This window comes from Microbacterium oxydans (genome assembly GCF_006540085.1).
GTDB lineage: Bacteria > Actinomycetota > Actinomycetes > Actinomycetales > Microbacteriaceae > Microbacterium > Microbacterium oxydans.
On sequence record NZ_BJOG01000002.1, the window covers coordinates 318,106 to 335,227 of the forward strand.

The window sequence follows — 17,122 nt, forward strand, 5'->3', positions numbered from 1 at the left end:
CATCAGAGACGAACCCATGGCTGAGTGGTCTCCGACGTCCCGCCTTCGTGTTGTTCGGGCGCTGGTCGAGACCCACGCTCGTCGTCGAGACCCACGCTCCCAAGCGTGGGGGAGGATGGGTCTCGACGAGCACGATGGGTCTCGACGCCGCGGGGGGCGGGGCGGGGCGAGGGTGGGGGTGGGGGCGAGGGTGGGGTGGGGATCAGGCGAGCAGCTGGTGCCGGGCGAGATCGCGGTACAGCGGTGTCGACTCCACGAGCTCGGCGTGCGTGCCCTGGCCGACCACGACGCCGTCCTGCAGGACCACGATCAGGTCGCTGTCGACGACCGTCGACAGGCGGTGGGCTATGACCACGAGCGTGCGGTCGGTGGAGACCGCATCGATGGCCTCGCGCATGCGCTGCTCGTTCACACCGTCGAGCGACGACGTCGATTCGTCGAGCAGCAGGATCGGGGCGTCGGTCAGCAGCGCGCGGGCGATCGCGAGTCGCTGACGCTCACCGCCGGAGAGCATCACGCCGTCCTCGCCGACGGGAGCCTCGATCCCGAGGGGGCTGCGCTCGAGCACGTCGCCGAGATTCACGGCGCGCAGCACGCGCTCGCAGTCGGCGTCGGTCGCCTCGGGAGAGGCGAGCCGCAGGTTCTCGGAGAGAGTGCCGGCCAGCGTCGGCGCGTCCTGCTCGACGTAGCCGAAGTGGGCGCGCAGCTCGTCGCGCGGATACGTGCGCGCGTCGTGGCCGTGCAGGCGGATCGAGCCACCCGTCGGGTCGTAGAAGCGCTCGATGAGCGACAGGATCGTGCTCTTGCCGGCGCCGCTGGGGCCGACGAGGGCGACGCGGGAGCCGTGGGGCACGGCGAAGGACACGCCGCGGAGCACCTCGTGGTCCTGCACGGTGGCCGTCGCATCCTCTGCGGACTCCAGGTGTGCATCCGCGAGCAGGGTCCGGGCCTCCTCGGCTGCGGCCGCACGGGCTGCGACGACGTTCGCGGGGTAGTGGAAGCGCACGTCGCGGAACTCGATGGCCGGTGCGTCGGGGGTCGGCGTCTCGCGAGGCAGCGACGCGGCGATCTTCTCGTCGTCCTGCGACTCGGTCGGCAGATCGAGCACTTCCTGGATGCGACCGAGCGCACCGAGGGCCTGGTTCACCGAGGTGATGGCGCCGAACGTGGTGGCCAAGGGCATCACGAGCAGGAACAGGAACATGATGAACGAGATCAAGGAGGCGATCGTGATCGCTCCGGCCGCCACACGGAAGCCGCCGACGCCGAGGACCACCAGCAGCGAGAGCTGCAGGGCGATGCCGGAGACGGGCACGACCATGGAGGAGATCTTGGCGATGCGCACGCCGATCCCGTAGGCGTCTGATGCGAGGGCGGTGACGGCGGTGGTCTCGCGTTCGGTCGCCCCGGAGGCGCGGATGGTGCGGATCGAGCCGACGGCACGCTCCACGCCGGAGGCGAGCTCACCCACCTTCTCCTGCTGGGCGGTCGATGCGGTGCGGATGCGTCCGCTCAGCATCACGACGACCGCGACCGAGATGCCGATCACCACGACGATGAGCAGCAGCAGGATCGGGTCGATCACGAGCATCGCGATCAGTGCTCCGGCGAAGAGCACTGCGCTGCCGACGGCATCGGCGAGGCCCTGGGTGAGCACGGCGTACAGCAGCGTCGTGTCCGTGCCGACGCGTGAGACGAGGTCACCGGTGCGGCGGGCGTCGAACTCGGAGGTCGGCAGGTGCAGGATGCGGGCGATCAGCTTGCGACGGCTCGAATACACCACGGCGGTGCCGGTGCGCTGGAGCAGGTAGTGCTGGAAGCCGGAGATGATCGACGACACGATCACGAAGCCGACCAGGAGCCAGACGAGGATCCCGATCCCCGTATCGGACTGCACGGCTTCGATGACCTGACCCACGAGGAGCGGCTGCACGAGCGACGTCGCTGCGCCGATGACGCTGAGCACGGCGACCACGATGAGGGTGCGCTTGTGCTCGAAGAGGAAGGGGAGGAGCTGGCGGAACGTCGCGCGGGGGCCTTCGGGCTGTGCGCCACGTCCGCGACGGCGTGCTGTCGCCGAACCGGACATGCGGGACCTCTATCTGGAGATGGTACTTCGACCGTACTTCGTTCGCGGTCGGATCCTATGGAGTGGCTGTAAGAGCTTCAGGAGCGGCCGAAACGGCGGTGGGCCGCCTGTTTGCTCACACCGAGAGCGCTGGCGATGGCCTGCCACGAGTAGCCGAGGTTGCGTGCGCGACGCACGTTCGCCTCCTCGGCGCGGGCGACCTCCTTCCGCACCTCGGCGAGGCGGTGCAGGGCGGCCAGCGGCTCGCTCCCGTCGTCCTGGGCGATTGCCGTCGGCAGTGTCATGATGAACCTCCTGCGTCAATATTCGTTGACGCGGGCCGGGAAGTCAATACATGTTGACGTGACAGTCTGGGGCGATGATTTCGAAGAAGTGGGTCCTGTTCGACATCGGTGGAGTTCTCGAGGTCGTCGACGACGACGCATGGCAGCAGGAGTGGTGGGATCGCTGGCAGGTGGCGAGCGGTCTCGACCGCGGTGTCTTCGATGCGCGCATCGCGGCCGCCCATCTTCCCGCGATCGACGTCACCACGGGGACGGAGTCGGATTTCTGGGACGCGGTGAGCACAGCGCTCGACCTCGATGCCGCGCAACGCAGCGCCATGCGCGCCGACTTCTGGGACGCGTACTGCGGCACCGCCAACGGGGAACTGATCGAGTACGCGCGAACCCTCTCGTCGCGCGCGGGAACCGCGATCCTCTCCAACTCGGCCGATGGCGCGCGAGAGGAGGAGGAACGCCGCTTCGGGTTCTCCGAGATCTTCGATCCGATCTGCTACAGCCACGAGCAGGGCGTCAACAAGCCGGAACGTGAGGCCTACCTGCGTGCGCTCCAGCGCATGGGGGCGAAGCCGGGAGACGTGCTGTTCATCGACGACCACCAGGTGTCGGTCCACGGAGCCGAAGCGGTCGGGATCCGCGCCGTGCGGCATGTCGACAACGCGACGACGATCGCCGCGATCGAGGGATTCCTCGCCGGCTGAAGTTATCCACAGATGGCTCTTTACCGCATGTGCTGAACATGCGACGCTGGAAAAATGAGTCGGATGCTGCAGGTGAGAAACCTTCCGGACGACGTTCACGCACGGCTCAAGGAGCGAGCCGCCGCAGAGCGCATGTCCCTCTCCGACTATGTCGCCGCTCAGCTCACGAGCCTCGTGCAGTACAGGACCAACGCGGAGATCGTCGCGGCGGCCCGAGCAAGGGCTGCCGCGCGCGGCAGTGCCCTCACCCGAGACCAGGTCCTCGAGGCGCGGGACGCGGCGCGCGCCGACCGGGATGCTGAGCACGATCGGTGAGCGCCGGAGCGGTGCTCGACGCCTCGGCTGCGATCGAGGCGGTGATCGGTACTGAGGAGTGGCTGGGCGGCGACATTTTCCATGCGCATGCCGGTCTCGACATCGAGGTGCTCTCCGTCCTGCGGCGGCAGGCAATCCACCATCGTCTCCCAGCGCACATCGCGCGCGAGGCGCTGGATGCCTTCAGCGAGTTGGAGATCACCCGCCATCCTCTGCGTCGTCTGATCCCGAGGGTCTGGATGCTGCGCGACGAGATCTCCGCCTACGACGCCGGGTACGTCGCACTGGCGGAGGCGCTCGGCGTGCCTCTGCTGACGCTCGACCGTCGACTCGCGAAATCGGCCGCACGCTACTGCGACGTCATCGTCCTCTGATCCCCGCCCTCGGGCGGACTAGAGCTCGACGGCTGCGGCCACGCCGAGGTCGTCGTCGTAGTCGTGGTCCTTCGTCTCCGGCGAGAGGATCAGCGCGATGAAGGTCAGCACACCCATCGCCGACAGGTACAGACCGACCAGCCATGGCGCCCCGCCGGCCACCTCCCACAGCTTCAGAGCGATGAGCGGGGCCACCGCCGCGCCGAGGATGGAGGAGACGTTGTAGGCGATGGCCGACCCCGTGTACCGGACGTTCGTCGGGAACAGCTCGGGCAACAGGGCTCCCATGGGCCCGAACGTGGCGCCCATCAGCATGAAGCCGAACACCAGGAACGCCTGCGTGAGCGCACCCGTGAACTTGGGGTCGATCGCCGGGAGCAGGAACGCGTTGAAGGTGAGACCGAACACGATGATGGTTCCCGTGACCCACAGCAGCAGCTTGCGCCGGCCCACCGCATCGGCGATGGGACCCGAGAGCAGGGTGAAGACGCCGAAGAACACCACGCCGATGATCTGCATCAGCACGAAGTCGGTGTAGCCGAAGCCGAGTCCCGGATAGAACTGCGCTGCGAACTTGGTGGGATCGAACGAGGCGCCGGTCGCCTCGGCCGCCGCCTTCGCCGCAGCCGAAGCCGTCTCCAGCGACGCGGGCTTGGTGCCGTAGGCGAGGGTGAAGTTCGTCATCAGGTAGAACAGCACGTACGTCGCCAGCATGATGAACGTGCCGAGGATGAGCTGCTTCCAGTGGTGGCGGAACACGGTCGCGAGCGGGAGCTTGCGGATCACGCCCTTCGTCTCGGCCTTCTTGAAGGTGTCGGACTCGACGAGCTTGAGCCGCACCCACAGGCCGATGATGACCATCACGGCGGAGAACAGGAACGGGATGCGCCAGCCCCAGGCGAGGAACGCCTCGGACTTCAGTGCCGGGTTGTCGGCGTGCGGCAGCAGCCAGTTGATCGCGAGGAAGAGGAAGTTCGCGATGATGAACCCGAGCGGGGCTCCCAACTGCGGGAAGGTGCCGTACCAGGCGCGCTTGCCCTTCGGGGCGTTCTCGGTCGCGACCAGGGCCGCCCCAGACCACTCGCCGCCGAGCGCGAAGCCCTGCGCGAGGCGGAGGATCAGCAGCAGCAGTGCCGCCCACCAGCCGATGTCCTGGTAGGTCGGCAGCAGACCGATCACGAAGGTCGCGATGCCCATCGTCAGCAGAGATGCCACGAGCGTGGCCTTGCGTCCGAACTTGTCGCCGAAGTGGCCGAACACCACAGCGCCGATCGGTCGGGCGACCATCGCGGCGCCGAAGACGGCGAACGAGGAGAGGAGCGATGTCGTGTCGTCGCCGGTGGGGAAGAACAGCACCGGGAACACGAGCACGGCCGCCGTCGCATACGCGTAGAAATCGTAGAACTCGATCGTGGTGCCGACCAGGCTCGCGGTGATGACGCGCGAGCGGGGATTCGCCGGCGCAGTGGCAGTGCTCATGTGTGTTCCTCCGATCGAGTCCCCGGTATACCAAGGGACTCGGGCGAGTTTACGCCTTCCTGAGTGTTTGCTGTACGCGCATGTCGCGTGTCATCCCGGAGAGCGCGTGCGGTGCGTAGAGTCGGGGAGGCGGAACGCGGGGAGGACACCATGGCGACGAGGATGCTGCTGCTCGCTGACACGCATGTCCCGAAGAGGGCGAAGCGGCTGCCGGAAGCCGTCCTGCGGGCGGTCGACGAGGCGGACATCGTCGTGCATGCGGGCGACTGGGTGGACGAGGCGACGCTGGACCTGCTCGCGTCCAAGGCACGCATGCTGCAGGGCGTGTTCGGCAACAACGATGGCGATGAGCTGCGCGCGCGGCTCCCCGAGATCGCCCGCTTCGCCGTCGAAGCCGTCGCCGTCGCCGTCGTGCACGAGACGGGGCCGTCGCGGCAGCGCGAGAGTCGCATGGACGAGGCCTTTCCCGACGTCGACCTGCTGGTCTTCGGGCACTCCCACATTCCGTGGGACACCGTGTCGCCGGCGGGCATGCGGCTGCTGAATCCCGGGTCGCCGACCGACCGTCGACGACAGCCCGCCCGCACGATGATGTGGGCCGAGATCGACGGTGCCGCGGTGAAGGTCACGCTGGTGACGCTGCCGTGAGCGATGTTCCCGTGTACCGCGCGCCGATGCGTTCGCGTGACGACCGGGTTCCCGCAGGAGCCGCGGTCGAACGTGCTCTCGTCCTCGGCGTGTGCGGGCTGGGTGGACGCCTCGATGCCGCCCCCGAGGGGCTGACGGACGCGCTCGTCGCGGTCGACCTCCGCCACGGCGAACGCCCGATGCTGCTCAGCTCTGGCCGCCGCTGACCACCGTGCAGCAGCACCCCGAGCGCGTGGGCGCACTCGCGGTGGACGCTCTGCTCGCGGAACTCGAGGGTGCCGGGTCGGCCGGTCTCGACCGACCGCAGACGCCGCTGGTGGGAACGGAGCTCATCGTGAGAGGGAGCACAGCGCCTCCCCGGAAGCGTTGAGCGCTCCGGGCGTCATGTCGACGTGTGCGGTCAGCGCCAGATGACGGCGAGTCCCGCGTTCAGGAGTGCCAGGATGCCGATCAGCCAGAACACGGCCGGCGGCACGGCGTCTCCGCGCTTCTGTCGCGCCGAACCGATGCCGAGGAGCGCGCCGATGATGACCAGCACGACCAGCTTGACGCCGATCTTCACGTAGTTGAGGTCGTAGTCGATGCCCCACGGCGCGGCGAGGGCGAGACCTGCGACACCGGCGATCGCGAGACCGTAGTCCATGATCTTCGTGATCTGGCGCTTACCGCCGAAGGCCTGCGCGGCCCAGGCGCCGAACAGCACGGCGAAGCCGATCAGGTGGATGAACACGACGATATGACGCAGGGTCTCCATGCCCTCACCGTACGAGCGTGGAGCCCTCCTGCGCTAGCAAGGGCAGGCTGACCTCAGCCGCGGAGCTCCCTCGTGACGAGAGCGGTGCGCAGGGCGGCATCGGCCGCCTCGGCGCCCTTGTCCTCCTTGGAGCCCGCCAGCCCCGCGCGGTCCAGTCCCTGCTGCTCGTCGTCGAGAGTCAGCACGCCGAAGCCGACGGGCTTGCCGGCATCCAGTGCGACCCGAGTGAGGCCGTCGGTGGTCGCCGCCGAGACGTACTCGAAGTGCGGGGTTCCGCCGCGGATGATCACGCCCAGCGCGACGACCGCGTCGGCTCCCCCGGCGAAAGCGGCCTGCGCGGCGATCGCGAGCTCGAAGGAGCCGGGCACGCGCACGAGCCGGTGCGTGGCGTCGGCGGCGTCGAGCACGCGCTCCGCCCCGGCGATCAGGCCGTTCGAGATCGTCTCGTGCCAGGTGCCGGCGATGATGACGACGTTCAGACCCCGCCCGTCGATGTTTCCCGTCTCGGGTGCTCCTGCGCCGCTCATTCGTCGTCCTTTCCGTGGGCGAGTGCCTCTGCGAGGTCTGCTTCGCCGATGATGTGACCCATCCGGTCACGCTTGGTCTCCAGGTACTGGTGGTTGTTCGGACCCACTCCGACGATCAGCGGCACCTGTTCGATCACGTCGAGGCCGAGTTCGCGCAATTGCGCGACCTTGTCGGTGTTGTTCGTCAGCAGACGCACCTTCGATACGCCGAGGTCCGAGAGGATGCCGGCCGCCGCGGCGTAGTCGCGCGCATCTGCGGGCAGGCCAAGAGCGAGGTTGGCATCGACCGTGTCGAGGCCCTCCTCCTGCAGGCTGTAGGCGCGCAGCTTGTTGATCAGGCCGATCCCTCGCCCCTCGTGGCCGCGCATGTAGATGACGATCCCGCCCTCCTTCTCGATCGCGTCGAGTGCGGAGTCGAGCTGTGGGCCGCACTCGCACTTCAGCGACCCGAACGCCTCGCCGGTCAGGCACTCCGAGTGCACGCGTACCAGCGCGGTGTCGCCAGGCTCGCCGGAGACGACCGCGATGTGGTCGGTGCCGGTGATGCGGTCCTTGTACGCGAGGAAGCGGAACGTGCCGTGCGTGGTCGGGACGGTGGCGTCGGCGCGCAGGCTCACGCGGCGTCCGCGGTGCGCACTGGGCGTCGCGCCATCGGGGTCGATCTCGTTCAGGTGGGCGATCAGCTGCTCGATCGTGATCACGGGTACGCCGTCTCGCGCACCGAGCTCGATGAGTCCGGGCAGGCGCATCATGCTGCCGTCCTCCGCGACGACCTCCGCGATCGCTCCGACCGGGCGGAGCCCCGCCAGCTTCATGAGCTCGACGGCGGCCTCGGTGTGGCCGCTGCGCTCGCGCACGCCGCCGTCGACCGCCCGCAGAGGCAGTACGTGGCCCGGGCGGATGATGCTGGTCGACGTCGACTCCGGGTTCGACAGCACGTTCAGCGTGTGGGCGCGGTCATGGGCGCTGATGCCGGTGGTGACCCCCTGTGCGGCGTCGACGCTCACGGTGTAGGCGGTCGAGCGGGCGTCTTCGCTGGCGGCGACCATCGGCGGCAGGTTGAGGTGGTCGGCGAGGTCGGCGGGCATCGGGGCGCAGATGAAACCGGACGACCAGCGCACGGTCCACGCCACCCACTCCGGCGTCGCGAGCTCTGCCGAGAGGATGACATCGCCCTCGTTCTCGCGGTTCTCATCGTCGGCGACGAGGACGGGTCGCCCGGCGCGCAGGGCTTCCAGGGCTTCGTCGATCGTGGAAAGGCTCATCGCGAGCCTCCTTCCGGTGCAGCCCGGAACGCGAGGAGGCGTTCCACGTGGCGGGCGAGGATATCGGTCTCCAGGTTCACGCGGTCTCCCACGGCGCGGACGCCGAGGGTCGTCGCGGCGAGGGTCTCGGGGATCAGCGAGACCTCGAACCACGGAGAGGGGTCCGCAGGGGCGCTGACGGCGCTCACCGTCAGCGAGGTGCCGTCGACCGAGATGGAGCCCTTGTCGACGACGAGTGGGGCGAGATCGGCGGGCAGACTGATCCGGAGCACGCTCCACTGCGCGCCGGGCCGCACCTCGAGCACCTCGCCGACCCCGTCGACGTGGCCCTGCACGATGTGTCCGCCGAGTCGGGCGCCCACCGGCATGGCCTTCTCGATGTTCACGCGGGTGCCGATGGTCGCCGACCCGATCGCGGCCACATCGAGCGTCTGCTTCATCACGTCGGTGTCGAAGGTGTCCGCGGTCGAGCCGACCACGGTCAGGCACACGCCGGAGACGGCGATCGACTCGCCGTGCACGGCATCCGCAGCGGCGCGGGGCGCGCGCACGGTGAGTCGCCAGCCGTCGCCCGCGGGGGTGATCGCGGTGATCTCGCCCATCTCCTCGATGATTCCGGTGAACATCAGGCGGCTCCTTCGCTCTGGGGGTTCGTGGTTTGCGCAGGGTCCGCCGCGTCCGCGGGGTGTGCGACGGCGAGCAGGTCCTCGCCGAGAGGTACCCATTCGTCGACGACGAGGCGGCGCGCCTCGCCGATGGATCCGACGCCGATCTCCGTCAGGGCGAGCCGGCGTCCGCCCAGCAGCACGGGCGCGATGTAGGCGAGCACCCGGTCGGCCAGCCCCGCCGCGATGAAGGCGCTGGCGAGCGTCGGGCCGCCCTCCACGAACACGCTCTGCACGCCGCGGGCATGGAGGTCGGCCGCGACGGCATGCAGGTCGCGGGTGTCGAAGAACAGGGGCGTCTGCGGGTGGCGATGCACCGCTGCCGCGGCGGGTGTGGGCCGCGTTCCGATGATCACGGGGATCGGCTGATGCGGGTGCAGAGCGTCACCGTCGCGGGCCGTGAGAGCGGGGTCGTCGGAGAGCACCGTTCCCGTGCCGACGACGATCGCATCGGCCGCTGCCCGGCGATGGTGCACGTCGGTGCGGGCTGCGGATCCGGTGATCCACCGGCTCGACCCGTCATCGGCGGCGGCGCGGCCATCGAGGCTCTGGGCCCACTTGACGGTGATGTGCGGACGGCCGAGTCGCTGGGCGGTCAGCCATCCGGCGATGAGGGCGTGCGCGGCATCCGCCTGTTCGCCGGACTCGACCTCGACGCCGGCAGTGCGCAGACGTTCCGCGCCGCCCCCGGACACCGCGCCGGGATCGTCGAGAGCGTAGACCACCCGTGAGATGCCCGCCTCGATCAGGGCGACGGCGCAGGGGCCAGTGCGGCCGGTGTGGTTGCAGGGTTCGAGTGTGACCACGGCCGTCGCGCCTTCGGCTTCGCCGGGAGCGAGTTTCGAGAGAGCGTCGACCTCGGCGTGCGGAGTGCCGGCGCCGTGGTGCCAGCCCTCGGCGAGCACGGTGCCGTCGGGGGAGAGGATGACCGCGCCGACCTGCGGGTTCGCCCCGCGGGGCCCGCGTGCGGCGAGATGGAGAGCGCGGTCCATCGCGGTGCGCTCTGCCGCGTTCACTGCCATCCGTCGTCCTCCTCTGAGGCTCCGGATTCGGGCAGGGATGGCGGAACGGACGCACGTATGCGTCTCGTGCTGCCTCCCTTCCGGACTAGCGAGGTCTCCCTCGCATCACCGTCGGTCCCGGAATTCCACCGGATCGGCATCTCGATCTCTCGAGACGCTCGCGGACTGTCACCGCCGGTTCGGATTCCCACCGACCCCGGAGCACGTTGTTGATCTGAGTGTAGTCAACGCATCTGCGCAGATTTCATTCCAAGACATGCATCCGGGTGCGCCACGCGCTCGCCGTCACTTGAGAAGCCGGGACAGTCGCCGGTCGGCGAGCACCTTGCCGCCCGTCTGGCAGGTGGGGCAGTACTCGAGCGAGCGGTCGGCGAAGAACACGCTGCGGACCGTGTCGCCGCACACCGGGCAGGCCTCCCCCCGGCGGGCGTGCACCTGCATCCCACGGCGCTTCGCATCCTTCAGGTCGGCCGGTGGCTTGCCGGAGGCTTCGGCGACCGCTTCGGTGAGCGTCTCGCGCATGGCATCGAAGAGGCGATCGATCTCGGCACCGTCGAGCGTGTCGGCGATCGCATACGGCGACATGCGAGCGGCATGCAGGATCTCGTCCGAGTACGCGTTGCCGATACCGGCGATGACCGCCTGGTCGCGCAACAGCCCCTTGATCTGCATGCGGCGGCCGTCGAGCAGGGCGGCGAACGTCTCGCGCGTGAACGCCTCGTCGAGCGGATCGGGTCCCAGCCTGGCGATGCCCGGCACCTCCTGCGGATCGCGGACGACATACACCGCGAGCGACTTCTTCGTGCCCGCCTCCGTGAGATCGAACCCGCTCCCGTCGTCGAGCGCGACGCGCAGGGCGATCGGCGACTTGCCCGGCTTGATGAGCGTCGTGGGGAGGGACTCGTACCAGCGCAGCCAGCCGGCCTTCGCGAGGTGGAACACCAGGTGCAGTTCGTCGCCGCAGGAGAGCACGACGAACTTGCCGAGACGGGTGGACGCCGTGATCGCCTGCCCCTGAAGCGCATGGATCGGCGGATCGTACGTCTTCAGCGCGGCGATCGCCGAGACGGTGGCGCGCGCGATCGTGTGCCCCACGGCGCGCTCGCCGAGGAAGGTGGACAGCCCCTGGACTTCCGGCATCTCCGGCATGCGTTCATCCTGTCATCGGCCGCCGACACTGTCACCCTCGGCTGCCGAGGTCATCGCTCGCCGCGCGGTCACGAACCTCAGAGGATGGGCCAGTCCACCGGCGTGCGGTCGTCGCTCGGCAGCAGCCCGGCCATCCAGCCGTCGTCCCGGCCGCGCGGGCCCGTGAGCGCTTGCCGTTGCAGTCCCTCGTACCGGAAGCCGAGTGCGCGCGCAGCGCGGGCGGAGGGGACGTTGCCCGCGACGGCCTGCCAGCGGATGCGCACCAGCCGGAGTCCGACGAACCCCCAGTCGACCACGGCCCTCCCCGCCTCTGCGAGATAGCCCTTGCCCCTGGCCGCCTCCGTCACCCAGTAGCCGAGCTCGGCAGTCGCGCCGGTGAAGTGCTCGGTCATGTTGTGCAGACCGATCATGCCGACGAGTTCGCCATCCGCGTACATGCCCCAGACGACCTCCGACCCGGTGTCCCACTGCGCGGCGACCATGCGCACGAACTCTGCGGCGTCCTCGCGACCGTACGGACTCGGAACGGTCGTCCAGCGCGGGATCTCCGGGTCCTGGCAGGCATCCGTGATCGCATCGATGTCCGCCTCCGTCGGGGCGCGGAGGACGAGGCGTTCGGTGGTGAGGACGACGGATTCCATCCCGACAGCCTAGGGAGAACGATGCCCCTGCGAACGCGGAGCGGCCGGAGTGTCGGTGGGCGCGACTAGTCTTGTCCGGTGACTGTTCCGGGGATTCTGCGCGCCTTGGAAGAGGCGTCTCTGTACCGCGATGCCCTCAGCTGGGCGCGCACCGACGCCGATCTCGGCCTGGTCGACGGGCTCGATGCGCCCGCGCTCGCCGGGCTGCTCGAGAAGCGCGCCGCGGCAGGGCACCCCGCCGCCCTGCTCGCCGTCGTCCCCACGGGCAGGAGGGCGGAGAGCCTCGCGCTCGCGATGCACGCCTACCTTCCGGAGGCCGATGTCCTGACCTTCCCGGCCTGGGAGACGTTGCCGCACGAGCGGCTCAGCCCGAGCCCCGACACGGTCGGCCAGCGGCTGCAGACCCTGCGCCGGATCGCCGAGTGGTCGGGCGATCACCCGCTCGTCGTCGTGGCATCCGTGCGCGCCGCGCTCCAGCCGATCGCGGGCAACCTGGGAGAGATCGCCCCGCTCGAACTCGCCGTCGGCAGCAGGGGGAACGAACTCGACCTCGCGGTGGAGCAGCTGGTCGAGCGCGCTTACTCGCGCGTCGACATGGTGTCCCGTCGCGGAGAGTTCGCGGTGCGCGGCGGCATCCTCGACGTCTTCCCTCCGACGTCGGAGCATCCGTATCGCGTCGAGTTCTTCGGCGACGAGATCGATCAGATCCGCGCGTTCTCGGTCGCCGATCAGCGCTCGTTGCCCGGCGACGTCACCGGTGTCGATCTGCCTCCCACCCGCGAGCTGCTGCTCACCGCCGAGGTCCGAGATCGTGCCCGTGCCCTGGTCGGAGGCTTCCCCGCGATCTCGGGAATGCTCGAGAAGATGGCCGAGGGCATCCCGGTCGAGGGCATGGAGTCGTTGCTCCCCGCCGTCGCAGGGCCGCTGAAGTCGCTGGCCGAGTACCTGCCCGTCGGCAGCGCCACGGCGATCATCGACCCAGAGCGTTCGAGCGCGCGTGCCATCACCCTCGGCGACACGAATCGCGAGTTCCTCGATGCCGCGTGGAGCGCCGCGACCTCGGGGGCGTCGGCTCCCATCGACCTCGGTGCCGGCGACTTCCTGACGATCGCCGAGCTGCGCGAGGTCGTGCGGGATCGGGACGGCGTGTGGTGGCGGCTCAGCCCGTTCGGAGCCGGGCTCGGCGAGGGCGACGCGGACACCACGAACCTCGGCGCCGCCGTCATCCCGTCCTTCCACGGCAACGTCGACGGCGCGATCTCCTTCGTCGAGGCGAAGCTGACCGACGGGTGGCGCGTCGTCGTGATCGCGGCGGGTGGCGGTCTGGTCGACCGCGCACGCGACGTGCTCGCCGACCGCGGCCTGGCCGCCCGAGTGGTCGAGACGCTCGGCGATGCACCGGAGGGCGGCGTCGCGACGCTGGTCACCGGGTCCGTGGAAGCCGGCTTCCAGGTGGCGGAGGCGAAGCTCGCGGTCCTCACCGACAACGAGTTCTACGGCCGCACGATCGGCGGCGACCAGCGCGTGGTCAAGAAGCTCGCATCGCGCCGCAAGAACGTGGTCGACCCGCTGCAGCTCAAGCAGGGCGACTTCGTGGTGCACGCCACCCACGGCATCGGCCGCTTCGTCGAGATGACCAAGCGCGAGGTGTCCACCGGCGGACGCAACGCCACGAAGTCGATCCGCGACTACCTCGTGCTCGAGTACGCGCCCTCCAAGCGCGGGTACCCCGGCGACAAGCTGTTCGTTCCGACGGATCAGCTCGACCTGCTCTCGAAGTACGTCGGTGGCGAGGCCCCCACGCTCTCGAAGATGGGCGGCAGCGACTGGTCGCAGGCCAAGGGCAAAGCACGCAAGGCCGTCCGCGACATCGCCGTCGAGCTCGTGAAGCTCTACTCCGCCCGGATGAGCGCGAAGGGCCACGCGTTCGGCCCCGACACCCCGTGGCAGCGCGAACTCGAAGAAGCCTTCCCGTTCGCCGAGACCCAGGACCAGTTGCAGACCATCGACGAGATCAAGGCCGACATGGAGCGGCCGATCCCGATGGACCGTCTGCTCTCGGGCGATGTGGGCTTCGGCAAGACCGAGGTCGCCGTCCGTGCCGCGTTCAAGGCGATCCAGGACGGCAAGCAGGTCGCCATGCTCGTGCCGACGACGCTGCTCGTGAAGCAGCACCTCGAGACGTTCACGGAGCGCTTCGCGGGCTTCCCGGTGAAGGTGCGGCCGCTGTCGCGCTTCCAGACCGACAAGGAGGCGCGCCTCACCCTGCAGGGCCTGCTGGAGGGCTCGGTCGACATGGTGATCGGCACCCACCGCATCCTCACCGATCAGGTGATCTTCAAGGACCTGGGCCTGATGATCATCGACGAGGAGCAGCGCTTCGGCGTCGAGCACAAGGACGCGCTCAAGAAGATGAAGACGAACGTCGACATCCTCGCTATGAGCGCGACCCCGATTCCGCGCACACTGGAGATGGCGGTCACCGGCATCCGCGAGATGTCGACCCTGGCGACGCCACCGGAGGACCGGCATCCGATCCTCTCGTTCGTCGGTCCCCGCAGCGACAAGCAGATGGCGGCGGCGATCCGACGCGAGATCCTGCGCGAAGGCCAGGTGTTCTTCGTGCACAACCGGGTGCAGTCGATCCAGCGGGTCGCGAGCGAGCTGGCCGAACTGGTGCCGGAGGCCAGGATCGCGGTCGCACACGGTCAGATGGCCGAGCACCAGCTCGAACAGGTCGTCGACGACTTCTGGGAGCGCAAGTTCGACGTGCTCGTGTCGACGACCATCATCGAGACCGGACTCGACATCGCGAACGCGAACACGATCATCATCGACCGCGCTGACAAGTACGGACTCAGCCAGCTGCACCAGCTGCGCGGCCGCGTCGGTCGTGGGCGAGAGCGCGCCTACGCCTATTTCCTGTACGACGAGATGAAGCCGCTGAGCGAGACTGCCGCCGACCGTCTGCAGACGATCGCGGTCAACAACGAACTCGGCTCGGGGATGCAGGTCGCGCTCAAGGACCTCGAGCTGCGTGGTGCGGGCAACATGCTCGGTGCCGAGCAGGCCGGTCATATCGCCGGCGTGGGCTTCGACCTGTACCTGCGCATGATCGGCGAGGCCGTGGCGACCTTCCGCGGCGACGAGGTCGAGACCGGGCAGGAGCTGCGGCTCGAGCTGCCCCTCGACGCGCGCATCCCCGAGTACTACATCGACAGTGAGCGGCTGCGCCTCGAGGCGTACCAGAAGCTCTCCGCCGCATCCGCTGCGACCGCGAAGGACGATGCCATCGACCTCGTCGTCGAAGAGCTCGTCGACCGCTACGGCACTCCGCCGGAAGAGGTCGAAGGGCTGCTGGCCGTCTCGCGCCTTCGTCGTCGTGCGGCACGGGCGGGGCTGACGGACGTCGTGGTGATGGGGTCGAACCTGCGCATCGCGCCCGCGCGGCTCGAGGACTCGATCAAGGTGCGGCTGCAGCGTCTGTACCCGAAGGCGAAGCTCGTCTCCGGGGGAGAGGCTCTGGTCGTGCCGATGCCCACGGTCCCTGCTGCAGTCGGCGTGGGGCTCGAACCCCTGCCCGATGCGCAACTGCTCGAGTGGGTCGGACAGCTGTTCACGGCGATCTTCCCCGAACCGGTCAAGGCCGAGTAGCGCGGGGCCCCGGGCAGTGCCGTCGGGGGCGCAACCGTTGTCAGGAGTGCCTGATCTTCCTCAGGCCGCCAGCTGATTCGAAATTTGATGAGAGATCACGAGCGGGCTTACTCCGAGTGCGGTGGCAACCTGCAGTTGCGAATCTTCCCCAAAATCACCGCCGAGTAGTTCGCTGATTCCCTGAGCTGGCGCGAGAAACTCTGCGGCAAACGCACGCTCCACTTTGTCGGAGTACCCGGACTCGCGTGTCAGCAGCGAAACGCCGTAACCAGTTTCTGTCGATCTTCGAGCAATTGCTCGAGCAGCGAGGAATCGTTGTGAGTGTGCGTGGAGGTGCGGGGCGACGATCGCTCCGGTCATCATGCTGTTGGTTCGGACGAGTGCGTCGACGTTGGTTGGTGGGGCGGTTGCGAGTGACACAACCTCCACAAGATCATCGACAGGCGCACGCTCAGACCAGGAGAGACCGAGCGCTTCACGGAGCGCCCGCGCCCTTTTATAGCCTTCTCGCCAAGGCACTGTGTCGTGGATCGACCGCACAGGCTCGACTGCGGTTTCAATGAGCGCATGCTGCCTTGGGGCGAAAGACCGTGCGGCTGCCGCGTTGAGCCACGCTTCCGCTTTGGGAAGTGAACTGAGATCGCCCGTTCGGGCGAACTCTGCTAACAGCGTTGAGTCGCCCAATGTGGCATTCGCTTGAAGGAGCAGTTGTTCGACGTGCTCGTCCATAGAGTAGGGATCGAACCCCCACGCAGCGGCGACCGTTGCAAACTCTCGCTCTTCGGCGGATGCTCGGCGGATTTCAGCCCACTCGTCTTGCAACAGGGTGCCTGTGATGGCTGCTTCATCGAGGCGTCGGACGGTGGCGTCAACGAAGCGAGTGAGCTCCAGAAGGGTCTCTTCAGAGTCCAGCACGGTGCTAATACGACTGAGGAATTCGACCTGCGCACTTTCATCGATAAACGGGTCGAGAGTGGCCCACATCTGGGAACGATCGGACCGGAGTCGAAGAGGCGGCCACGGAAAACCATCGCCCGCATCGGAGAGTTTCACTCCCGCGAAGGATGGAACATGAGATGAAGTGGCTAGAGCCCACCAATTCAACGCGATCCACTCAGCCAACGGATACGCGGACACATCCAAGGATTCACGGATTACGTGTGGCGAGTTTCGCTGCCGGACCAACGACGCTACTGCGCCATCGACCGATACCCGGAGGCGGCACCAGGTCTCACGGAGTTCAGGCGTCTTGACTTCGTCGGCTCGGTCCCAGTCCAACGTGATTGAGAGACTCATGCTCGATTCCGTAACGTTGGCGGAACTTCGTCGTCCCGAACTGGATAGCCCTTGTACGTGCCCTGTTCTGAATTCACAAGTCGTGCCTCGAACCACCTGTCGAGGTGCCACCCCCAGACATAGCGGGGGTAATTACCTCCGTCGCGATACGCACTCACGTTTCCGTCGAGAATGCCACGTCGCAACCACTCAGTTACCTGGTTGGCGTCATTCAACTGTTTGGGGCATTGGGTCGCATCGGATCGCAGGCGAGGGGGGCCAG

The 17,122-nt window shown here is 68.2% G+C and carries 18 protein-coding genes and 1 riboswitch; of the genes, 7 read left to right on the plus strand and 11 right to left on the minus strand.

Going from position 1 to position 17,122, the window contains the following annotated elements:
• Positions 1-202: 202 nt before the first annotated feature.
• Positions 203-2,089: an ABC transporter ATP-binding protein gene (locus tag MOX01_RS07355; RefSeq protein WP_141369106.1), complete on the minus strand. Its 1,887-nt coding sequence runs from the start codon at positions 2,087-2,089 to the stop codon at positions 203-205.
• Positions 2,090-2,166: 77 nt separating this feature from the next.
• Complete coding sequence (locus MOX01_RS07360) at positions 2,167-2,373, minus strand: hypothetical protein (protein WP_045262938.1); 207 nt, start codon at positions 2,371-2,373, stop codon at positions 2,167-2,169.
• Between the two features lie 74 nt (positions 2,374-2,447).
• Here MOX01_RS07360 and MOX01_RS07365 point away from each other — a divergent pair, with 74 nt between their 5' ends.
• The 3 genes from MOX01_RS07365 to MOX01_RS07375 all read left to right on the plus strand — a co-directional run bounded on the left by MOX01_RS07365 (position 2,448) and on the right by MOX01_RS07375 (position 3,760).
• Entirely contained in the window at positions 2,448-3,071 is a 624-nt protein-coding gene (locus tag MOX01_RS07365) for an HAD-IA family hydrolase (RefSeq protein WP_141369108.1), read from the plus strand.
• Positions 3,072-3,134: 63 nt separating this feature from the next.
• Positions 3,135-3,386, plus strand: coding sequence for a FitA-like ribbon-helix-helix domain-containing protein (locus MOX01_RS07370; protein WP_082108764.1), 252 nt, complete (start codon positions 3,135-3,137; stop codon positions 3,384-3,386).
• Positions 3,383-3,760 carry a type II toxin-antitoxin system VapC family toxin gene (locus MOX01_RS07375; RefSeq protein ID WP_058632901.1) on the plus strand — a complete coding sequence of 126 codons (378 nt, stop codon included), beginning with the start codon at positions 3,383-3,385 and terminating at the stop codon, positions 3,758-3,760. The genes MOX01_RS07370 and MOX01_RS07375 overlap by 4 nt, the downstream gene beginning before the upstream one ends.
• Positions 3,761-3,778: 18 nt before the next feature.
• On the opposite strand, the gene MOX01_RS07380 is transcribed toward MOX01_RS07375, so the two are convergent.
• A complete protein-coding gene (locus MOX01_RS07380; RefSeq protein ID WP_046749673.1) occupies positions 3,779-5,239 on the minus strand; it encodes an MFS transporter in 1,461 nt (486 codons plus the stop codon).
• A gap of 150 nt (positions 5,240-5,389) precedes the next feature.
• Between MOX01_RS07380 and MOX01_RS07385 the strand changes: the two genes are divergently transcribed.
• From MOX01_RS07385 to MOX01_RS07395, 3 genes are read left to right on the plus strand one after another with little or no spacing between them, the layout of a single operon-like run.
• On the plus strand, positions 5,390-5,887 hold the full coding sequence (locus MOX01_RS07385) for a metallophosphoesterase family protein (protein ID WP_113680979.1): 498 nt from the start codon (positions 5,390-5,392) through the stop codon (positions 5,885-5,887).
• Positions 5,884-6,093 carry a hypothetical protein gene (locus MOX01_RS07390; RefSeq protein ID WP_211368729.1) on the plus strand — a complete coding sequence of 70 codons (210 nt, stop codon included), beginning with the start codon at positions 5,884-5,886 and terminating at the stop codon, positions 6,091-6,093. Before MOX01_RS07385 ends, MOX01_RS07390 begins: the two co-directional genes overlap by 4 nt.
• Before the next feature lie 26 nt (positions 6,094-6,119).
• Complete coding sequence (locus tag MOX01_RS07395) at positions 6,120-6,257, plus strand: hypothetical protein (RefSeq protein ID WP_230979364.1); 138 nt, start codon at positions 6,120-6,122, stop codon at positions 6,255-6,257.
• A gap of 30 nt (positions 6,258-6,287) precedes the next feature.
• Here the strand turns inward: MOX01_RS07395 and MOX01_RS07400 are convergent, their stop codons facing one another.
• From MOX01_RS07400 to MOX01_RS07430, 7 genes are all read right to left on the minus strand, one after another.
• On the minus strand, positions 6,288-6,641 hold the full coding sequence (locus MOX01_RS07400; RefSeq protein WP_046749662.1) for a hypothetical protein: 354 nt from the start codon (positions 6,639-6,641) through the stop codon (positions 6,288-6,290).
• Positions 6,642-6,694: 53 nt separating this feature from the next.
• Positions 6,695-7,168 carry a 6,7-dimethyl-8-ribityllumazine synthase gene (ribH, locus tag MOX01_RS07405; RefSeq protein ID WP_058632892.1) on the minus strand — a complete coding sequence of 158 codons (474 nt, stop codon included), beginning with the start codon at positions 7,166-7,168 and terminating at the stop codon, positions 6,695-6,697.
• The gene (locus tag MOX01_RS07410; protein ID WP_058632891.1) at positions 7,165-8,433 is read right to left on the minus strand and encodes a bifunctional 3,4-dihydroxy-2-butanone-4-phosphate synthase/GTP cyclohydrolase II; all 1,269 of its coding nucleotides are present in this window, start codon (positions 8,431-8,433) and stop codon (positions 7,165-7,167) included. The genes ribH and MOX01_RS07410 overlap by 4 nt, the downstream gene beginning before the upstream one ends.
• On the minus strand, positions 8,430-9,059 hold the full coding sequence (locus MOX01_RS07415; protein WP_046749659.1) for a riboflavin synthase: 630 nt from the start codon (positions 9,057-9,059) through the stop codon (positions 8,430-8,432). Before MOX01_RS07415 ends, MOX01_RS07410 begins: the two co-directional genes overlap by 4 nt.
• The gene (ribD, locus tag MOX01_RS07420; RefSeq protein ID WP_141369109.1) at positions 9,059-10,120 is read right to left on the minus strand and encodes a bifunctional diaminohydroxyphosphoribosylaminopyrimidine deaminase/5-amino-6-(5-phosphoribosylamino)uracil reductase RibD; all 1,062 of its coding nucleotides are present in this window, start codon (positions 10,118-10,120) and stop codon (positions 9,059-9,061) included. The genes MOX01_RS07415 and ribD overlap by 1 nt, the downstream gene beginning before the upstream one ends.
• Positions 10,121-10,183: 63 nt before the next feature.
• A riboswitch (FMN riboswitch) is annotated at positions 10,184-10,328 on the minus strand.
• A gap of 77 nt (positions 10,329-10,405) precedes the next feature.
• Positions 10,406-11,269 (minus strand): Fpg/Nei family DNA glycosylase, encoded by an 864-nt coding sequence (locus MOX01_RS07425; protein ID WP_141369111.1) that lies wholly within the window; start codon positions 11,267-11,269, stop codon positions 10,406-10,408.
• Positions 11,270-11,346: 77 nt separating this feature from the next.
• The gene (locus MOX01_RS07430; RefSeq protein WP_046749656.1) at positions 11,347-11,910 is read right to left on the minus strand and encodes a GNAT family N-acetyltransferase; all 564 of its coding nucleotides are present in this window, start codon (positions 11,908-11,910) and stop codon (positions 11,347-11,349) included.
• Positions 11,911-11,988: 78 nt separating this feature from the next.
• Here MOX01_RS07430 and mfd point away from each other — a divergent pair, with 78 nt between their 5' ends.
• Positions 11,989-15,564, plus strand: coding sequence for a transcription-repair coupling factor (mfd, locus tag MOX01_RS07435; protein WP_141369113.1), 3,576 nt, complete (start codon positions 11,989-11,991; stop codon positions 15,562-15,564).
• 60 nt (positions 15,565-15,624) lie between these two features.
• Here the strand turns inward: mfd and MOX01_RS07440 are convergent, their stop codons facing one another.
• Positions 15,625-16,548 (minus strand): hypothetical protein, encoded by a 924-nt coding sequence (locus tag MOX01_RS07440; protein ID WP_141369115.1) that lies wholly within the window; start codon positions 16,546-16,548, stop codon positions 15,625-15,627.
• Positions 16,549-17,122: the final 574 nt, after the last annotated feature.

Excerpts from the sequence above, each read along its gene's own strand:
- MOX01_RS07355 (WP_141369106.1), bottom strand. The coding sequence starts at position 2,089 with ATGTCCGGTTCGGCGACAGCACGCCGTCGCGGACGTGGCGCACAGCCC.
- MOX01_RS07360 (WP_045262938.1), bottom strand. The coding sequence starts at position 2,373 with ATGACACTGCCGACGGCAATCGCCCAGGACGACGGGAGCGAGCCGCTG.
- MOX01_RS07365 (WP_141369108.1), top strand. The coding sequence starts at position 2,448 with ATGATTTCGAAGAAGTGGGTCCTGTTCGACATCGGTGGAGTTCTCGAG.
- MOX01_RS07370 (WP_082108764.1), top strand. The coding sequence starts at position 3,135 with ATGCTGCAGGTGAGAAACCTTCCGGACGACGTTCACGCACGGCTCAAG.
- MOX01_RS07380 (WP_046749673.1), bottom strand. The coding sequence starts at position 5,239 with ATGAGCACTGCCACTGCGCCGGCGAATCCCCGCTCGCGCGTCATCACC.
- MOX01_RS07385 (WP_113680979.1), top strand. The coding sequence starts at position 5,390 with ATGGCGACGAGGATGCTGCTGCTCGCTGACACGCATGTCCCGAAGAGG.
- MOX01_RS07400 (WP_046749662.1), bottom strand. The coding sequence starts at position 6,641 with ATGGAGACCCTGCGTCATATCGTCGTGTTCATCCACCTGATCGGCTTC.
- ribH (WP_058632892.1), bottom strand. The coding sequence starts at position 7,168 with ATGAGCGGCGCAGGAGCACCCGAGACGGGAAACATCGACGGGCGGGGT.
- MOX01_RS07410 (WP_058632891.1), bottom strand. The coding sequence starts at position 8,433 with ATGAGCCTTTCCACGATCGACGAAGCCCTGGAAGCCCTGCGCGCCGGG.
- MOX01_RS07415 (WP_046749659.1), bottom strand. The coding sequence starts at position 9,059 with ATGTTCACCGGAATCATCGAGGAGATGGGCGAGATCACCGCGATCACC.
- ribD (WP_141369109.1), bottom strand. The coding sequence starts at position 10,120 with ATGGCAGTGAACGCGGCAGAGCGCACCGCGATGGACCGCGCTCTCCAT.
- MOX01_RS07425 (WP_141369111.1), bottom strand. The coding sequence starts at position 11,269 with ATGCCGGAGATGCCGGAAGTCCAGGGGCTGTCCACCTTCCTCGGCGAG.
- MOX01_RS07430 (WP_046749656.1), bottom strand. The coding sequence starts at position 11,910 with ATGGAATCCGTCGTCCTCACCACCGAACGCCTCGTCCTCCGCGCCCCG.
- MOX01_RS07440 (WP_141369115.1), bottom strand. The coding sequence starts at position 16,548 with ATGTGGGCCACTCTCGACCCGTTTATCGATGAAAGTGCGCAGGTCGAA.